16 protein-coding genes and 1 pseudogene are annotated in these 18,058 nt (G+C 69.7%); 9 read left to right on the top strand and 8 right to left on the bottom strand.

The window, feature by feature from the left end; all coding sequences use genetic code 11:
- From OG852_RS33560 to OG852_RS33550, 3 genes are all read left to right on the top strand, one after another.
- Entirely contained in the window at positions 1-453 is a 453-nt protein-coding gene (locus OG852_RS33560) for a MarR family winged helix-turn-helix transcriptional regulator (RefSeq protein WP_133909741.1), read from the top strand.
- Between the two features lie 135 nt (positions 454-588).
- Positions 589-1,470 carry a prohibitin family protein gene (locus OG852_RS33555; RefSeq protein ID WP_330349906.1) on the top strand — a complete coding sequence of 294 codons (882 nt, stop codon included), beginning with the start codon at positions 589-591 and terminating at the stop codon, positions 1,468-1,470.
- Positions 1,471-1,558: 88 nt separating this feature from the next.
- Positions 1,559-2,590, top strand: a complete 1,032-nt coding sequence (locus OG852_RS33550) for a hypothetical protein (RefSeq protein WP_133909739.1) — start codon at positions 1,559-1,561, stop codon at positions 2,588-2,590.
- A 33-nt stretch (positions 2,591-2,623) separates the two neighbouring features.
- Here the strand turns inward: OG852_RS33550 and OG852_RS33545 are convergent, their stop codons facing one another.
- The 8 genes and pseudogenes from OG852_RS33545 to OG852_RS51045 form a co-directional block, all read right to left on the bottom strand.
- The gene (locus OG852_RS33545) at positions 2,624-2,815 is read right to left on the bottom strand and encodes a hypothetical protein (RefSeq protein WP_133909738.1); all 192 of its coding nucleotides are present in this window, start codon (positions 2,813-2,815) and stop codon (positions 2,624-2,626) included.
- 124 nt (positions 2,816-2,939) lie between these two features.
- Positions 2,940-3,965: a galactofuranose ABC transporter, permease protein YjfF gene (gene yjfF, locus OG852_RS33540; protein ID WP_330349905.1), complete on the bottom strand. Its 1,026-nt coding sequence runs from the start codon at positions 3,963-3,965 to the stop codon at positions 2,940-2,942.
- Positions 3,965-5,062, bottom strand: a complete 1,098-nt coding sequence (locus tag OG852_RS33535; protein WP_133909736.1) for an ABC transporter permease — start codon at positions 5,060-5,062, stop codon at positions 3,965-3,967. The genes yjfF and OG852_RS33535 overlap by 1 nt, the downstream gene beginning before the upstream one ends.
- The gene (locus OG852_RS33530; RefSeq protein ID WP_133909735.1) at positions 5,059-6,591 is read right to left on the bottom strand and encodes a sugar ABC transporter ATP-binding protein; all 1,533 of its coding nucleotides are present in this window, start codon (positions 6,589-6,591) and stop codon (positions 5,059-5,061) included. The genes OG852_RS33535 and OG852_RS33530 overlap by 4 nt, the downstream gene beginning before the upstream one ends.
- Before the next feature lie 96 nt (positions 6,592-6,687).
- A complete protein-coding gene (locus OG852_RS33525) occupies positions 6,688-7,692 on the bottom strand; it encodes an ABC transporter substrate-binding protein (RefSeq protein ID WP_133909734.1) in 1,005 nt (334 codons plus the stop codon).
- Positions 7,693-7,824: 132 nt separating this feature from the next.
- Positions 7,825-8,841: a LacI family DNA-binding transcriptional regulator gene (locus OG852_RS33520; protein ID WP_443064670.1), complete on the bottom strand. Its 1,017-nt coding sequence runs from the start codon at positions 8,839-8,841 to the stop codon at positions 7,825-7,827.
- A 369-nt stretch (positions 8,842-9,210) separates the two neighbouring features.
- The gene (locus tag OG852_RS33515) at positions 9,211-9,924 is read right to left on the bottom strand and encodes a hypothetical protein (RefSeq protein ID WP_330349904.1); all 714 of its coding nucleotides are present in this window, start codon (positions 9,922-9,924) and stop codon (positions 9,211-9,213) included.
- A 240-nt stretch (positions 9,925-10,164) separates the two neighbouring features.
- Positions 10,165-10,410: pseudogene (locus tag OG852_RS51045) on the bottom strand (SCO2400 family protein); the annotation flags it as partial.
- 257 nt (positions 10,411-10,667) lie between these two features.
- Between OG852_RS51045 and OG852_RS33505 the strand changes: the two are divergent.
- The 6 genes from OG852_RS33505 (at position 10,668) to mmsB (ending at position 17,996) form a co-directional block, all read left to right on the top strand.
- Positions 10,668-11,825: a mandelate racemase/muconate lactonizing enzyme family protein gene (locus OG852_RS33505; RefSeq protein ID WP_133909731.1), complete on the top strand. Its 1,158-nt coding sequence runs from the start codon at positions 10,668-10,670 to the stop codon at positions 11,823-11,825.
- Positions 11,822-12,826, top strand: a complete 1,005-nt coding sequence (locus OG852_RS33500; RefSeq protein ID WP_330349902.1) for a zinc-dependent alcohol dehydrogenase — start codon at positions 11,822-11,824, stop codon at positions 12,824-12,826. The genes OG852_RS33505 and OG852_RS33500 overlap by 4 nt, the downstream gene beginning before the upstream one ends.
- 128 nt (positions 12,827-12,954) lie before the next feature.
- The gene (locus tag OG852_RS33495) at positions 12,955-13,923 is read left to right on the top strand and encodes a hypothetical protein (protein ID WP_133909729.1); all 969 of its coding nucleotides are present in this window, start codon (positions 12,955-12,957) and stop codon (positions 13,921-13,923) included.
- A gap of 142 nt (positions 13,924-14,065) precedes the next feature.
- Complete coding sequence (gene chvE / locus OG852_RS33490; RefSeq protein WP_208117026.1) at positions 14,066-15,172, top strand: multiple monosaccharide ABC transporter substrate-binding protein; 1,107 nt, start codon at positions 14,066-14,068, stop codon at positions 15,170-15,172.
- Positions 15,173-15,204: 32 nt separating this feature from the next.
- Positions 15,205-16,755, top strand: a complete 1,551-nt coding sequence (gene mmsA / locus OG852_RS33485) for a multiple monosaccharide ABC transporter ATP-binding protein (protein WP_133909727.1) — start codon at positions 15,205-15,207, stop codon at positions 16,753-16,755.
- On the top strand, positions 16,752-17,996 hold the full coding sequence (gene mmsB, locus OG852_RS33480; RefSeq protein ID WP_133909726.1) for a multiple monosaccharide ABC transporter permease: 1,245 nt from the start codon (positions 16,752-16,754) through the stop codon (positions 17,994-17,996). The genes mmsA and mmsB overlap by 4 nt, the downstream gene beginning before the upstream one ends.
- Positions 17,997-18,058: the final 62 nt, after the last annotated feature.

Here is an 18,058-nt window from a genome sequence, read left to right as displayed (position 1 = left end):
ATGGCCACCTCACCCAGTACCCCCCTGCCCGACGCCCTCACCCTGGAGGTCGTCGAACTCATCGGCGAGGTCGTGGCCCGCTACTACGAGGACTACGAGGACGCGGCCTCCGACCACGCCCTGACCGGCGCCCAGGCCCGTCTGCTCAGCCTGCTCTCCCTCGGACCGCTCCCCATGCGCAAGCTGGCCCAGAGGCTGAAGTGCGAGCCGTCCAACGTCACCGGCATCGTCGACCGCCTGGAGACCCGGGGCCTGGTCGAACGCCGGCCGGATCCGGCCGACCGCCGGGTGAAACTGGCCGCGGCGACGGACGAGGGGCGCCGGATCGCCAAGGGCCTGCGGGAGTCGCTGCGCTTCGCGCGCGAGCCGCTGGCCGGGCTGGCCGAGGAGGAACGGTTGGCACTGCGGGGGCTGCTGCGGCGGATGCTGGCGGCCGAGACGAACGGCGTCTGACATCGCGGTGAATCCCTGACGACCGAGGGTCCGGACCCGTTACGGTCCGTGGACCCCGCCCCTTACGATGCGCTGCGCCGCGTGTCGCAACGGCGGCGGCGCGGTATCGCGTCCAAGGGGGGATCTTCTGTGTTCGTGCTGTCCATACTGCTGCTCATAGCGGCGGTCGTGCTGTTTCTCGTCGGCCGGAGCCGCGAGGAGTCGGGGTGGAGGATCGGGGCGGCGCTGGGCGTCGTCGGAGCACTGCTGTTCGGCGTGTTCTCGTGCGTGCACGTGGTGAGCGCCTACGAGGTCGGCGTGCCGGTGACCTTCGGCAAGGTCGGCTCGCCCATGAAGTCCGGCATCCAGTTCACCTCGCCGTTCACCGACGTCACGTCCTTCTCCACCCGTCCGGTCGACCTCAACCTCTACGACGACGACGTGGTCGAGGTCCGCTCCTCGGAGGGCGGGGTGCTGGACGTGGACGTCACCGTCAAATGGGCCGTCGTGCCGTCAAAAGCGGTCGAGCTGTACCGGCTGGCGGGCAGCGCGGACGCGGTCCAGGCGCGCCTGGTGCTGCCGGACAGCCGCGAGATCATCCGCAACGTCTTCGCGAAGCACACCAGCGAGGAGGGCTACGCCTCGGCCCGTGAGCAGATCGGCTCGGAGATCGCCGCCTCGATCAAGGAGCGGCTGGCACCGCGCGGGATCGACGTCACCACGGTCAATCTGCGCAACGTGAAGCCGTCGAAGGAGCTCCAGGAGCAGATCGACAAGAAGATCCAGCAGGAACAGGCCACCGAGCGCTCCCTGGAGGCGGCGCGCACGGCCAAGGCGGAGGCGGAGCGCAAGCGCATCGAGGCGGAGGGCATCGCCGCCGCCAACAAGATCATCGAGCGCTCGCTGAGCGACAAGGTCCTCTACAACCAGTGCCTGGACGCGTACAAAGAGGCGGCCAAGGCCAACCCGGTGTACGCGGTCCCGTGCGGCACGGACTCGAACGGGACGCCGGTGATCGTGGACACCGGGAAGAATTGAGGGCCCTGCGCGCCGCGTCGAAACCCGGTGGATCCGTTGCCGCGCCCGCGGCACAATCCCCGGGGAACCGGGGCGAGGGGGAGCCTGTTTGGACGTGTTCGTGTGTGCCGGGTGCGGCACGGAGCTGACGGCGCCGGTGTCCCGGGTCGCCCTCCCCGTCCACACCCACCACGGGGGGTGGGAGGAACTCCACCCCCCGCTGATGGAGCCCGCGACGTACGCCGTCGACCCCCTGCCCACCGGACCGCCCTGGCGGTTGTGGGAGGAGGTCGGAGCGGACGAGGCCGCGCGGCGGGGCGTGTTCGCGCCGGTGTACCGCGTGTCCTTCGGCGCGCGGAACCGGATCGTCATCGCCCCCGGTGACTCCCGGTCCATGACCCTGATTCCCGACAAGTGCGAAGGCTACTGCCGGGGGGTGGACGGCCGGGACGGCCCCAACCTGGCGTGCGCGGGGTGCGGGCGGGCCGTGGCCACCCGTATGGACGACTGCGGAATGTGGCAGACGGTGTGGCTCGAGCCCGACGCGGTCGTACGCCGTCCCTCGGGACTCCCGGCCGGCCCGGCTCCCGACTGGGACGACCTGGAACGCGCCGAGCACCGCGTCCCGCCCGTCGAACCCGACGGGTCGTGGAGCCGTCGCTGGGAGGCGGCGGTCGGAGTCGCCCTGGCCCATCTCGTGGCGGTCACCGAGGACCGCCCGGTGCGTCTTCCCGCCGGTCCCGTCGCCGAGTTGCTCGGCCACGCCGTCGGCCGGTGTCTCCCCGCCGGGCCCGGAGCCCGGTCCGTGGAGCTGGCCGGCCCGGGGATCCATCCGCCCCGGCCCCGTCCCGACGTCCTCCTCGTCCCCCGCCACCCCCTCACGGGGGCACCCTGGCGTCCGCCGGACGACGAGGGGCCCGTGGTGCCGCTGGACAGCGGGGTCTGGGCGTACCTCGCCCACCCGGGCGAGACCTCGCCGACACCCGCGACCGGGGTCCTCCCGGAGGGCGTCCTACGCGACGACTACCCCCTGCCCCGCCCCTGGCACCCGCTGAGGCCCCACCGCCAGGCCTTCCACGACACCCTGGTCCGGCTGCCCGCCGTACGGGCCCCGCGGCTGCGCCGGTTCCGCGAGGCGTAGCGCGAGGAAACGGCACTGGTGCCTGCCACGGCACTAGCCGTCGTTCGAGGTGTTCTGACCCGTCGCGTTGCTCCTGATGTCGGCCCTGCGGGCCAGTTCGCCGGCGGCGAGGGTCGCCGTGGCCACCGCCCGGGTCCAGCGGGGGCCGCCGCGGGCCGCCCACCAGACACAGGCGCATCCGCCGACGGTGAGGACGAGGATGCCGGACAGGACGAGCAGGATCACACGAGTCTCCTTCGGTGGACGGGCCTGTCGTCCTACACGTGCGGGGGCGGCGGGCGGTTCCCGCAGTCGCGTCGAGAGGCTGCCGACCGGGGAGGGCCTTCGGGCTCAGGGCTTCCTGTGATCGTCATGCCTTCTTGCGGGTCGTCATGAACCGCTGGATGAGGATGAACGCGCACAGCAGCACACCGGTTGCGATCTTGGTCCACCAGGAGCTGAGGGTGCCCTCGAACTGGATGAGGCTCTTGATCAGGCCGAGGACGAGGACGCCGAACAGGGTGCCGAGGACATAGCCGGAGCCGCCGGTCAGCAGGGTGCCGCCGATGACGACGGCGGCGATGGCGTCGAGTTCCATGCCGGTGGCGTGCAGCGGGTCGCCGGACTGGATGTACAGGGTGAACAGCAGACCGGCCAGCGCCGAGCAGAACCCGCTCACCGTGTACACGGCGATCTTGGTGCCGCCCTGCGGGAGGCCCATCAGCAGGGCCGACTGCTCGTTGCCGCCGATGGCGTACACGCGGCGTCCGAAGCGGGTGTAGTGCAGGACGTAGAAGGCGAGGGCGAGGACGACCAGCGAGACGACCGCGCCGATGGAGAGGAAGCCCATGCCGAGCGACACCTGCGCCTGGGCCATGCTGCTGACCCCTGAGTCGCTGATCGAGATCGACTCCTTGCTGATGACCAGGCACAGACCGCGGAAGAGGAAGAGTCCGGCGAGGGTCACGATGAAGGGCTGGATCTCGAAGTTGTGGATCACGTAGCCCATCAGGAACCCGCCGAACGCGCCCACGGCGAGCGCCATGGGGATCACGAGGGCGAGCGGCAGCCCCTGGCGTTCCACCAGCCAGGCCGTGAACATCGTGGTGAAGCCGATCATCGAGCCGACGGACAGGTCGATGCCGCCGGACAGGATGACGAAGGTGACGCCGACGGCGGCGACCAGGAGATAGCCGTTGTCGATGAACAGGTTGAGGAAGACCTGCGGTTCGGCGAAGCCGTAGAACTGGTAGCGGCTCAGGCCCACCCCGTACATGACGAGGAAGAGCAGGGCGGTGGCCGCGACGGGCAGGCGCCGGTCGGCGAGCAGCCGCGCGGCCCTGGACGGCGTACGGCTGTCCGAGGCGGCCTCGGGGCTCTGGGTGGTCGTGGTCATCACGACACCTCCATCTGGGGAGCGGCGTCGGCCGGCGCGGCGGTGTCCGCCGGGGCCGGCGTCCGTCCGGCGCGGGTCTTCGCCCCGAACCCGGCGCCGAAGACCTTGGCGCGGAACTTCGGGGACTGCAGCAGACAGACGACGATGACGACGGCGGCCTTGAAGACCAGGTTGGTCTGGGTCGGTACGCCGATGGTGTAGATCGTGGTGGTCAGGGTCTGGATGACGAGGGCGCCGACCACCGTGCCGCCGATGGAGAACCGGCCGCCCAGCAGAGAGGTGCCGCCGATCACCACGGCGAGGATGGCGTCGAGCTCGATCCACAGGCCGGCGTTGTTGCCGTCGGCGGCGGAGGTGTTGGAGCTGATCATCAGGCCCGCGATGCCGGCGCACACGGCGCAGAACACGTACACCATGATCTTGATGCGGCGGGACCGGATGCCGACCAGCCGGCTGGCCTCGGCGTTGCCGCCGACCGACTCGACGAGCAGGCCGAGCGCGGTGCGGCGGGTCAGCGCCACGGTGACGGCCACCACGACCGCGACGATGAAGATGGAGAAGGGCAGCGTCAGCCAGTAGCCGCCGCCGATCAGCTTGTACGGCTCGCTGTTGATGGTGATGATCTGGCCGTCGGTGATGAACTGGGCGACCCCGCGTCCGGCGACCATGATGATCAGCGTGGCGATGATCGGCTGGATGCCCATCCGGGCGACCAGGAAGCCGTTCCACAGACCGCAGACGACCGCGGCGACCAGCCCGAGGCCCATCGCGAGCAGCACCCCGGACAGGGCGTTCTGGTCGTGCTGGTCGCTGATGTACGAGCAGGTCAGCGCGCCGGTGATGGCGACAACGGCGCCGACGGAGAGGTCGATGCCGCCGGTGGCGATGACCAGGGTCATCCCGACCGCGACCAGGATGAGGGGCGATCCGAACAGCACGATCGAGACGAGGCTGCCGTAGAGGTGGCCCTCCATCATCTTGATCGAGAAGAAGTCGGGGGTGAAGGGGACGTTGACGAGCAGCAGGAGGATCAGGACCGCGACCGGCCAGAAGAGCTGGTGGTGCGTCAGTGCTCGCCAGCGGGAGGAGGTGGTCACTGGTGTTCTCCGCTCGCGATGGTCTCGAGGATCTTGCTGGTGGTGATCTCGGGCCCGTTGGTGATCCGCGCCACCAGCCGGCGGTCGCGCAGCACTCCGATGGTGTGGCTGAGCCGGAGCACCTCCTCCAGCTCGGCGGCGATGTACAGCACGGACATCCCGTCCTCGGAGAGCGAGACGACCAGTTTCTGGATCTCCGCCTTGGCGCCGATGTCGATGCCGCGGGTGGGCTCGTCGAGGATCAGCAGCTTGGGCTGGGTGATCAGCCAGCGGGCCAGGAGCACCTTCTGCTGGTTGCCGCCGCTGAGCTGGCCGACCCTGGCCTCGGGGTTGGCGGGGCGGATGTCGAGGGCCTTGATGTACTGGGCGACGAGTTCGTCGCGCTGGGCGGCCGGGATGGGCCGGGTCCAGCCGCGGGCGGCCTGGAGCGCGAGGATGATGTTCTCCCGCACCGTCAGGTCGGGCACCAGTCCCTCGGTCTTGCGGTTCTCGGAGCAGAAGGCGACCCCGGCGCCGATGGCGTCGTTCGGGGCGCTCAGCGAGACCTGCTTGCCGTCGATGGTCACCGTGCCGCTGTCGGGCTGGTCGGCGCCGAAGAGGAGCCGGGCGAGTTCGGTGCGGCCCGAGCCGAGCAGTCCGGCGAGGCCGATCACCTCACCCTTGTCGATCTCCAGGTCGAAGGGGGCGACACCGCCGGTGCGGCCGAGTCCGTCGGCCTTCAGCAGCGTCTCTCCGGCGTCGGAGTGCAGCTGGTGCTCGTGGAGCTCCTCGAGCTGGCCCATGGCCTTGCCGAGCATGAGCTGGACGAGCCCGACCTGGTCGAGGTCGCTCACCAGGTGCTCGCCGACGAGGGTGCCGTTGCGCAGGACGGTCATCCGGTCGCAGACCTCGTAGATCTGGTCGAGGAAGTGCGAGACGAACAGGATCGCCACGCCCTCGTCCTTCAGCCTGCGCATCAGGGCGAAGAGCTGGAGGACCTCGTCGCGGTCGAGGCTGGAGGTGGGCTCGTCGAGGATCAGCACCTTGGTGCCGGCTCCCTCACCGTCACTGGTCCCCAACGACCGCACGATCGCGACCAGTTGCTGCACCGCCAGGGGGTACGCGGAGAGCGGGGCGGTGACGTCGATGTCGAGGCCGAGCCGGTCCACCAGCTCCGCCGCCTCCTGGCGCAGCCGCTTCCACTGGATGCGGCCCAGCCGGGTCGGTTCCCGGCCGATGAAGATGTTCTCCGCCACCGACAGGTTGGGGCAGAGGTTGACCTCCTGGTAGACCGTGCTGATGCCGGCCTGCTGGGCCTGGAGGGGGCTCGCGATCCGCACGGACTTCCCGTCCAGGGTGATCGTGCCGCCGTCCAGGGAGTGGACCCCCGTCAGCACCTTGATGAGGGTGGACTTGCCCGCGCCGTTCTCGCCCATCAGGGCGTGGATCTCGCCGGGGAAGAGCCGGAAGTCGACGTCCGACAGAGCCCGTACCCCCGGGAACTCTTTGACTATGCCCGTCATTTCCAGGACGGGCCGCGGCTCTGCCATGGAGCGCTCCTCGTGAGATTGGTTCAGGCCCGCAGGGAGCCCCGGGACCGATGGCGCTCGGTCGGCCGCGGGCTCCCTGCCGGTGGGTGCCGTGGGTCAGTACTTGCGGTTCGGGAGCTCGGCCTTGGCCTGGTCCTGGAGGAAGTCGCCTTCCTTGGTCTTGATCCAGCGCTCGACCGACTGCCCCTCATGAACCTTCTTGACGACGTCCATGAGCTGGGGGCCGAGCAGCGGGTTGCACTCGACGATGCCGTTGATCTTGCCCTCGGACATGGCCACGAAGCCGTCCTTCACGCCGTCGATCGAGACGATCAGGATGTCCTTGCCGGGCTTCTTGCCGGCCGCCTCGATGGACTGGATGGCGCCGATCGCCATGTCGTCGTTGTGCGCGAAGAGGACGTTGATGTCCGGGTTGGACTGCAGGAAGGCCGCCATGACCTGCTTGCCGCCGGCGCGGGTGAAGTCACCGGTCTGGCTGACGACGATCTTCCAGTCGTCGGCGTGGTCGGCGTCCATGACCTCCTTGAAGCCCTTGGCGCGCTCGATGGCGGGGGCGGCACCGGTGGTGCCCTCGAGCTGGGCGATCTTCACCGCGCCCTTGAGGCCGGCCTTCTCGACGACCGTCGCCAGCATCTTGGCGGCGCGACGGCCCTCGTCGGTGAAGTCGGAGCCGACCAGGGTCACGTAGAGGGAGTCGTCGGAGGTCTCCACCGAGCGGTCGGTGAGGACCACCGGGATCTTCGCGGCCTTGGCCTCCTTGAGGACGGCGTCCCAGCCGGTGACGACCACCGGCGAGAAGGCGATGACGTCGACCTTCTGCGCGATGTAGCTGCGGATCGCGGAGATCTGGTTCTCCTGCTTCTGCTGGGCGTCGGAGAACTTCAGGGTGTAGCCCGCCTCCTTGGCCGCGTCCTTCACCGAGGTGGTGTTGGCGCTGCGCCAGCCGCTCTCCGCGCCGACCTGGGAGAAGCCGAGCGTGATCGTCTTGCTGCCCCCGGAGGACGAGCCGGAGGAGCTGTCGTCCTTCTTCGCACAGGCCGCCAGTCCGCCCGCCGCCGCCACGCCGACCGCCGCGGTGAGGAAGTTCCTTCTGCTGAGCATGTTCTTCTCCTTTGAAGAGCCGGCCCGGGGACGGACCTGCTGGTACTCGGGGACCGGCTGCACTGCGTCCAGCCTGTCGATCATCGTTCGGTATTTCGGCCACACCGCGGGGCAGTCAGGCCTACGGATCGGTCAGAGGGGCACGCCCTCCGGTTGGGCGGCGTGCGGGAAGGTGCTCGCGCGGACGACGAGTTGGGGCTCGATCGCGATCGGGGACGGGGTGGCGGGCGGCCGGCCCTCGATCAGCTCCAGGAGCAGCGCGATGCCCTGTTTGCCGACCGCCGAGAAGTCCTGCCGGACGGTGGTCAGGGGCGGTGCGAAGAACTCCGACTCCGGGATGTCGTCGAAGCCGACCACCGCCACGTCCTGCGGGGTCCGTACGCCCGCCTCACGCAGCGCCCGCAGCACCCCCAGCGCCATCTGGTCGTTGGCGACGAACACGGCGGTCAGGCCCCGGCCCACCCAGCCGGCCAGTTCCTGCCCGGCGCGGTAGCCGGACAGCGGGCTCCAGTCGCCGCGCAGCAGCAGGGGCGGTTCCACGCCCGCCGCCTCGAGGGTGGCCCGCCAGCCGGCGGCCCGGTCGGCCGCCTCCAGCCAGTCCTCGGGTCCGGCGAGGTGCCAGACCGTGCGGTGGCCGGCGGCCAGCAGGTGCCGGGTGGCCAGGAGCGCCCCGAGGTGCTGGTCCACGCTGACGCTGGGGATGCCCACGCCCTGCCCGCTGCCCACGACCACCACCGGGAAGGGGCTGCGGAGTTCGGCGAGGGCGTCCACCGCCGACCGCTGCGGGGCGATGGCGACGACCCCCTCCACCCCGCCCTCGCTGAGGTGGTCGAGCGCCTCGGACAGGGTCTCCATGGTCAGTTCGCGCAGACTGACCGTGGAGACGAGATAGCCCTCGGCGCGCGCCGCCTCCTCCAGCGCGAACAGGGTGCTGGCCGGACCGTACAGGGTGGTGTCGGAGGCGACCACCCCCAGCGTCCGGGTGCGCCGGGTGGCCAGGGCCCGTGCCGAGGAGTTGCGGCGGTAGCCCATCTCCTCGATCGCGCGCAGCACCCTGGCCCGGGTCTGCTCCCGCACATTGGGGTGGTCTCCCAGGACGCGGGAGACGGTCTGGTGGGACACGCCGGCCTGGCGTGCCACGTCGGCCATGGTGGGCGGCCGGAGCTGCGCGGGTGGCACGGCCGCACCTCCTTGGCGCTCGTCTGCGGATAAGTCCTGTGTCGTGGGCGGCTGTTGCCGCGCGGCCGCCGTCACGCCGGGGTACCGGAGTGCGTGAAAGCGGTGAAGGGGAGGGCGAGTTGGGGCACTGCGGGCATGACGCTCGTACCTCCCGTGCTGGGCGTCGGACGCCGACCGGTGAATGCGGACGTCATTGTGAGCGCTAACAATTCATGGTGGTCAAGAGGGCTGCAGCGGAACGTCGTCACGGTTGAATAACGCGGTGGGGAGCGGGGGTTGGCGGGACGGCCCGTCGGAGCAGGACATTCCCGCAGGTCACCGCGGTCGCACCGACCGGCCCTACGAGCACCACCACAGGAAGCGCGTGCAGGTTTCCGACGGTGAGGGTTCGGGGGAGGACGGGGCCCGGGTCGTCGGGTCGGTGCTCGGGGTGGAGCCGGTGGCGCCGGTGGCGCCGGAGGTCGCGCCGGCCGAACCGGGGACGGTCGCCGACTGGGCTTCCCTGTCCGGGGTTCGGCTCGCGCTCGCGTCCGGGGACGCGGAGGCCGACGGGGAGGCGGAGGCGCTGGGCAAGGCCGAGGCGCTGTCCTCGTCGGTGCCCTCGCGGTCGTCCAGGGGCTGTGCGGACGTGCTCGGCGCCGCCGTGGAGTCGTCCACCTCGGAGGACTCGCCGCCGGCCGCCGCCGGGTTCGGCCCGGAGGAGAACCCCGGCGCGTCCACGCCGAGTTCGGCGAGGCTCAGCCCGCCCGCCGCCAGCACGAAACCGGCGGTGATCAGCACCGTGCGCCTACGGCGCCTGCGGTGGACCGCGGCCTTGCGGTCCCGCCGGCTCGCATCCGACGCGTCGGCCGACCCGACCCCGGCACCGTCCCCGCCGCCCCTGCGACCACCCCGGCCCTGCCCCCGCCGCCGCGCGGCCCGCCCCTGCGACTCACCGTCCTCCCCCTCACGGTCGTCCCGGCCGTCCCGGCCCTCGCGAAGTGCCTGGTCACCGAGGTCGGCGTGCGCGTCGGGGCCGTCGTAGGCGGCGGGCGCGCCGTGGCCGCCGCCCACGGTGCGGGCGTGGCCGTCATGGCCGGCGTAGCCCTCGTGACCGGCGTAGCCCTGACTGCCGTCCCGGCCGCCGTGACCGGCATGGCCATCGTGACCGGCATGACCATCGTGGCCGTCGTGACCGTCGTAGCCGTCGTAACCGGCGTGACCGTCCGGACCGGCATGGCCGTCGTGACCGGCGCGGCCGTCCCGGCCGGCATAGTCGCCCTGGCCGGCATAGTCGCCCTGGCCGGAATACGCCTCCCGGTCTGGCTCGTCGCCGTAGGGTCCACGAGCGGCGGGAAGGCCGTGACCGGCAGGATCGGCGTGATCCCCCGGAGGGCCCGCGAGGGTGTCATGATCACCGACCGCTCCGGACGCGCCGGGCTGCGGCTCCGGCTCGTACGCGTCCGGGGGATACGCGCGTAGCTGATCAGCGGGTGTGCCGCACCCCGCGCAGGCGAGGGCGCCGTTGAGGTGCCGTCGGCACGGGTGGCAGTAGTCCATGACGCGGGAAGACTAGGTTCCCGGGCGGTCCCGTTCCTAGGCTCGCCTGTGAAAGTTGTGTGGGAAACCGGCCATACCGGTGCGGCGGCTGGCGTGACCTGTCACACACCGCTCAACTCCCCGATGGCGAAAGGGGCATCGAAACCGTCGAAACCGTTACCTGTTCGACCCATTGACACTCCCCTCACGCCATCCTTACTGTCTGCCCAGCATTTCGAACATGTGACGAAATCTCGAACAGCCGAAGGGTAACTTCCGTGCGCATCACCGGAATCAGCACGCACGTGGTCGGCACGCCGTGGCGCAACCTGACCTACGTCCTGGTGCACACCGACGAGGGCATCACGGGTGTCGGCGAGACCCGCATGCTGGGCCACACCGACGCGCTGATCGGCTACCTGAGAGAAGCCGAGCAGAACCACATTCTCGGCTCCGACCCGTTCGCTGTCGAGGACCTCACCCGCCGGATGAAGTACGGCGACTACGGGCGGGCCGGAGAGATCGTGATGTCCGGCATCGCCGTCGTCGAGATGGCCTGCTGGGACATCAAGGGCAAGGCCCTCGGCGTCCCGGTGTGGCAGCTGCTCGGCGGCAAGGTCACCGACAAGGTCAAGGCCTACGCCAACGGCTGGTACACCACCGAGCGCACCCCGGAGGCGTACCACAAGGCCGCCCAGGGCGTCATGGAGCGCGGCTACAAGGCGCTCAAGATCGACCCCTTCGGCACCGGACACTTCGAGCTCGACCACGAGCAGAGCCTGTACGCCGTCTCCCTCATCGAGGCCGTGCGCGACGCCATCGGGCCGGACGCCGAGCTGATGCTGGAGATGCACGGCCGCTTCTCCCCCGCGACGGCGGTGCGGCTGGCCAAGGAGCTGGCCCCGTTCAAGCCCGCGTGGCTGGAGGAGCCGTGCCCGCCGGAGAACCTGAAGGCGCTGGAGAAGGTCGCCGCCAAGGTCGACATCCCGGTCGCCACCGGTGAGCGCATCCACGACCGCATCGAGTTCCGCGAGCTCTTCGAGAGCCAGGCCGTGGACATCATCCAGCCGGACGTCGGCCACATCGGCGGCATCTGGGAGACCCGGAAGCTGGCCGCGACCGCCGAGACGCACTACATGCTCGTCGCGCCGCACAACGTCGGTGGCCCGGTGCTGACCGCCGCCTCCCTCCAGGTCGGCTTCACCTCCCCCAACTTCAAGATCCTCGAGCACTTCAACGACTTCGCGGACGCGGAGATCAAGAAGGTCGTCAAGGGCGCGCCCGAGGTGATCGACGGCTACTTCCACCTCTCCGACAAGCCCGGCCTCGGGGTCGAGCTGGACGTGGACGCCGCCGCCGAGTTCCCGCAGCAGCAGGCCCGCTTCGACCTCTGGGCCGAGGGCTGGGAGCAGCGGAAGCCGAAGGGCACGAAGTGAGCACCGAGGTCGTCATCGAGGCGCCCGGCGAGCACCGGCTCACCGCGCACACCCCGCGGGAGCCGGGGCCGGGCGAGGCCCTGGTCCGGGTCCACGCGGTGGGCATCTGCGGCAGCGACCGCGAGGTGTACCAGGGCAACCGGCCCGAGGGGTACGTCCGCTACCCGCTGACCCCGGGCCACGAGTGGTCCGGGACCGTGCAGGCGGTGGGCGCCGGGGTGCCCGAGGGCCTGGTCGGCCGGAAGGTCGTGGGCGAGGGCTTCCGCAACTGCCAGGTCTGCGACCGCTGCCACGCGGGCGAGACCACGCTGTGCACGGACGGGTACGAGGAGACCGGCTTCACCCAGCCGGGGGCGATGGCCACCACCCTCACCCTGCCCGCGCGGCTGCTGCACGTGCTGCCCGAGGACGCCGATCTCACGGCCGCCGCCCTGCTGGAGCCCGCCGCGTGCATCGCGGCCGCCGCCATCAAGGCGCGGGCGCTGCCGGGCGAGAAGGTGGCCGTGGTGGGCACCGGCACGCTGGGCATGTTCGCGGTGCAGTTCCTGAAGGCGGGCTCGCCGGCCGAACTGCTGGTCGTGGGCACGCGGGACGACAGGGAAACGCTGTCACGGCGGTTCGGGGCGACCGACTTCCGGACCAGGGACCAGGAGCTCCCCGACGACTTCGACGTCGTGATCGAGACCGCGGGGTCCGCGAGTGCAGCCCAGACGGCCGCCTCGCTGCTCCGCAGGGGCGGACGTCTGGTCCTCACGGGCATTCCCGCGCCGGGCGCCGACGGTCTCGACCCGACGGATCTGGTCGTACGGCAGCTCGAGGTGCACACCGTCTTCGGGGCACCGCCGGACGCCTGGTCGCACACGGTACGGGTGTTCGGTGCCGGGCTCCTCGACCCGCTGCCGCTGGTGACGCACGAGCTGCCGCTGGCCGAGTTCCCCGAGGCCATCGACCTGGTGGGATCCGGCGACCCGAAGGTGGGCAAGGTGCTGCTCAGGCCCTAGCAGTACGCCCCTCAAGTCGTACGCCGGTGCGGGGGCGACCTGACGGTCCCCGCACCGGCGTACACCCAGACCCGCCCGCACCCTGAGCCGCGAACCTCGTCCGAAATATCGAACACGAAGGACACCCTGTGACCGACGCTTCCGCCCCGGCAGCCCGTCGACCCGGTGAGCAGGCGCTCGCCGCACTCGGCCTGGGCGCACCCGCCCTCGACCCCGCCGACTCCTCGCCGCACGCCTTCCCCGGCGGCGGCCGCTGGCGCACCGAGGTTCCCTCGTGCGAGGGCCCCGAAGCGCTGGCCGTCATCCTGAAGGAGGCCTCGCGGCTCGACGTGCCGATCCACCGGATCAGCCAGGGCAGCGGCGTGTGGATGCTGACCGACGCCGAGATCACCGAGATGGTCGACGCGACCGGTGAGCGTGACATCGAGCTCTGCCTGTTCACCGGGCCGCGCGGCACCTGGGACATCGGCGGCTCCACCCGGACCGACTCGCGCGGCGGGGGCCTGCGCGCCCGTGGGCACGACGCCGTCGCCGGCTGTGTCGAGGACGCCGTGCGCGCCACCGAGCTGGGCGTGAAGTGCCTCCTCGTCGCCGACGAGGGCGTGCTGTGGACGCTGCACCAGGCCCGTACGGCCGGGATCATCCCGGCCGACACGACGCTGAAGGTGTCGGCGCTGATCGGCCCCGTGAACCCGGCCTCGTACGCCGTCTACGAACGGCTCGGCGCCGACTCGGTCAATGTGCCCAGCGATCTCACGCTGGACCACCTCACCGAGATCCGCCGGGTCTCCGGTGCCCCGATGGACATGTACATCGAGGCACCGGACGACCTCGGAGGGTACATCCGGATGTACGAAGTGGCCGAGCTGATCCGGCGCGGCGCACCTCTGTACCTGAAGTTCGGTCTCTCCAAGGCCCCGGGGATCTACCCTTACGGCCACCACATGAGGGATCTGACCCTGTCCACCGCTCGGGAGCGGGTCCGGCGCGGCCGGCTCGCGCTCGACCTGCTCGCGCGGCACGGAGCGGACAGCGACATGGCCCCGCTGGGCTCGCGCCTGCCCGGCGAACTGAACAGGTTTGACGCCCGGTCATAACGTTCCGGAAACCTCGCTTCACACAAGCCGACACAGGCGCGCAGAATCCCACACACCTCCTTCTCGGTCTTTTTCACGGCGTCCCTCCAGGGCGCCCCCGTACCGCGGGACCGAGCCCTGCCACACATCAAGGATGATGATCATGCGTAACCGCAGAGCCGCACTCGCCGCCATAGCCGGAGCCGCTTCCCTCGCCCTCACGCTCACCGCCTGCGGCCAGAACAGCGAGGGTGGCAGCAAGGAGGAGAAGGGCAGCGCCAAGGGCGGCACGATCGGCATCGCGATGCCGACCAAGTCCTCCGAGCGCTGGATCGCCGACGGCAACAACGTCGTCAAGAACCTGCAGTCCGCCGGCTACAAGACCAAGCTGGTCTACGGCGAGGACGACCCCGACCAGCAGGTCTCCCAGATCGAGAACCTGATCACCCAGGGCGTGAAGGCGCTGATCGTCGCCGCGATCGACAACAAGTCCCTGAACAACGTCCTGCAGCAGGCCAAGGACGCGGACATCCCGGTCATCGCCTACGACCGCCTGATCCTCGGCACGCCGAACGTCGACTACTACGCGTCGTTCGACAACACCAAGGTCGGCGAGCTCCAGGCCAACTACATCGTCGACAAGCTCGGCCTGGCCAGCGGCAAGGGCCCCTTCAACATCGAGCTGTTCGCCGGCTCCAACGACGACAACAACACCAAGTACTTCTTCAACGGCGCGATGAGCGTGCTCCAGCCGTACATCGACAAGAAGAAGCTCGTCGTCCAGTCCGGTGACACCCAGCTCACCCAGGTCACCACCCTGCGCTGGGACGGCGCCACCGCCCAGAAGCGCATGGACGACATCCTCACCAAGGCCTACACGAACAAGAAGGTCGACGCGGTCCTCTCGCCGTACGACGGCATCTCGATCGGCATCCTGTCGGCGCTGAAGTCGGACGACTACGGCTCCAAGAGCAAGCCGCTGCCGGTCCTCACCGGCCAGGACGCCGAGCTGGCGTCGGTGAAGTCGATCATCGCGGGCGAGCAGACGCAGACCGTCTACAAGGACACCCGTGAGCTCGCCAAGGTCGCCGCGAACATGGTGGACGCGGTCCTCAACGGCAAGAAGCCGGAGACCAACGACACCAAGACCTACGACAACGGCTCGAAGGTCGTCCCGGCCTACCTGCTGCAGCCGGTGAGCGTCGACAAGACCAACTACGAGAAGGTCCTGGTGGACGGCGGCTACTACACCGCCGACGAGCTCAAGTAACCACCGGCACCTACTGATTGGAAGGCACGACCATGGCGGGACCCGTCCTGGAAATGCGCTCGATCGTCAAGACCTTTCCCGGCGTCAAGGCGCTGTCGGACGTCACCCTGACCGTCCGCCAGGGCGAGGTCCACGCCATCTGCGGTGAGAACGGCGCCGGCAAGTCCACCTTGATGAAGGTGCTCTCCGGCGTCCATCCCCACGGCAGCTACGAGGGCGAGATCCTCTTCGACGGAGAGGTCTGCTCGTTCAAGGACATCCGGGCGAGCGAACACCGCGGCATCGTCATCATCCACCAGGAACTGGCGCTGTCGCCGTACCTCTCCCTCGCGGAGAACATCTTCCTCGGCAACGAGCACGCCAAGGGCGGGTTCATCGACTGGCGCGAGACCCTGCGGCACGCCACCGAACTGCTGCGCCGGGTCGGTCTGGACGACCACCCGGAGACCCGCGTCGCCGACATCGGCGTGGGCAAGCAGCAGCTCGTGGAGATCGCCAAGGCGCTGTCCAAGAAGGTGAAGCTGCTCATCCTCGACGAGCCGACGGCGGCGCTCAACGACGAGGACAGCGACAAGCTCCTCAACCTCATCCTGGAGCTGAAGAAGCAGGGCATCACCTCGATCATCATCTCCCACAAGCTCAACGAGATCCGCAAGGTCGCCGACTCGGTGACGATCATCCGGGACGGCCGGTCCATCGAGACGCTCGACGTCAAGGCGGCCGAGACGACCGAGGACCGGATCATCAGCGGCATGGTCGGCCGTGACCTCGACCACCGCTTCCCCGAGCGCACCCCGCACGAGGCGGAGGTGGACGCGGCTCCCGCCCTGGAGATCCGCAACTGGACCGTGCACCACCCGATCGACCAGCAGCGCAAGGTCGTCGACGACGTGTCGATCCAGGTGCGGCGCGGGGAGATCGTGGGCATCGCGGGCCTGATGGGCGCCGGCCGCACCGAGCTCGCGATGAGCGTCTTCGGGCGGACGTACGGCCGGTACGCGGGCGGCACGGTCCTCAAGGACGGCAAGGAGATCCGTACGAAGACCGTCGCGGAGGCGGTCGACCACGGCATCGCGTACGTCACCGAGGACCGCAAGCACTACGGCCTCAACCTCATCGACACCATCAACCGCAACATCTCGCTGACCGCGCTGAACAAGGTGGCCAAGCGGGGCATCGTCGACGAGCACGAGGAGCGGCAGGTCTCCGAGGGCTACCGCAAGACGATGAACATCAAGGCGCCGACCGTCTTCGAGCCGGTGGGCAAGCTGTCCGGCGGCAACCAGCAGAAGGTCGTCCTCAGCAAGTGGATCTTCGCGGGTCCGGACGTGCTGATCCTGGACGAGCCGACGCGCGGCATCGACGTCGGCGCCAAGTACGAGATCTACACGGTCATCGACCAGTTGGCCGCCCAGGGCAAGGCGGTCGTCTTCATCTCCTCCGAGCTGCCCGAACTGCTCGGTATGTGCGACCGCATCTACACGATGGCCGCCGGGCGGCTCACGGGCGAGGTCCCGCGGGCCGAGGCCACGCAGGAAGTGCTGATGCGTCAGATGACGAAGGACAAAGAGGTAACGCGATGAGCACCGAAGTCACGGACAAGGTCCCGGCCGCCGCGCCGCCCGGCAAGAGCGGCGGATCGTCCGACGGCAGCCTCCTCCAGCTGGTGCTGGGCGGACTGCGCCGCAACATGCGCCAGTACGGCATGCTGATCGCCCTCGGTCTGATCGTCGTCCTCTTCCAGATCTGGACCGGCGGCGACCTGCTGCTGCCGCGCAACGTCTCCAACCTGGTGCTGCAGAACAGCTACATCCTGATCCTCGCGATCGGCATGATGCTGGTGATCATCGCGGGCCACATCGACCTGTCGGTCGGTTCACTGACCGCGTTCGTGGGCGCCTTCGCAGCCGTGCTGATGGTGCAGCACAGCATGGCCTGGCCCCTCGCCCTGCTGCTCTGCCTGATCGTGGGCGCGGTGGCCGGGTCGGTGCAGGGCTTCCTGATCGCCTATCTCGGCATACCGTCCTTCATCGTCACCCTCGCGGGCATGCTGCTCTTCCGCGGTCTGACGGAGATCCTGCTGAAGGGCCAGACCCTCGGCCCGTTCCCGGACGGCCTGCAGAAGATGGGCAACGGCTTCCTGCCGGAGGTCGGCCCGAAGACGAACTACCACAACATCACCCTGCTGCTGGGCATCGCCCTGCTGGTCTTCGTGGTCCTCCAGGAGGTCCGTGACCGCAAGCGCCAGCAGGAGTTCTCGCTCGACGTGGCGCCCCGCAACCTCTTCCTGCTCAAGCTCGTCGCGATCGTCGCCGCGATCCTCACCGTCACCATGCTGCTCGCCAGCTACAAGGGCGCGCCGATCGTGCTGCTGATCCTCGGCGTGCTGGTGGTCGGTTACGGCTACGTCATGCGCAACGCCGTCTTCGGCCGGCACATCTACGCGATCGGCGGCAACCTGCCGGCCGCGAAGCTGTCGGGCGTCAAGGACAAGAAGGTCACCTTCTACGTCTTCCTGAACATGGGCGTGCTCGCGGCCCTGGCGGGCCTGGTCGTCGCCGCCCGGCTCAACGCGGCCTCGCCGAAGGCGGGTCTGAACTTCGAGCTCGAGGCGATCGCCTCGTCGTTCATCGGCGGCGCGTCGATGAGCGGCGGTGTCGGCACCGTCCTCGGCGCGATCATCGGTGGTCTCGTCCTCGGTGTTCTGAACAACGGCATGAACCTGCTGAGCGTCGGCACCGACTGGCAGCAGGTCATCAAGGGCCTCGCCCTGCTGGCCGCGGTCGGGTTCGACGTGTGGAACAAGCGCAAGTCCGGTTCGTAGACCGGGTCGATCGAGCAGACCGGATCGGGCCCCGCCGTGCGGCGGGGCCCTTCCCATGAAGC

Origin of the sequence: Streptomyces sp. NBC_00582, from assembly GCF_036345155.1 — a bacterium.
Lineage (GTDB): Bacteria > Actinomycetota > Actinomycetes > Streptomycetales > Streptomycetaceae > Streptomyces.
The sequence above is the reverse complement of the archived record's forward strand: the minus strand, read 5'-3'. Positions and strand labels throughout refer to the sequence as shown.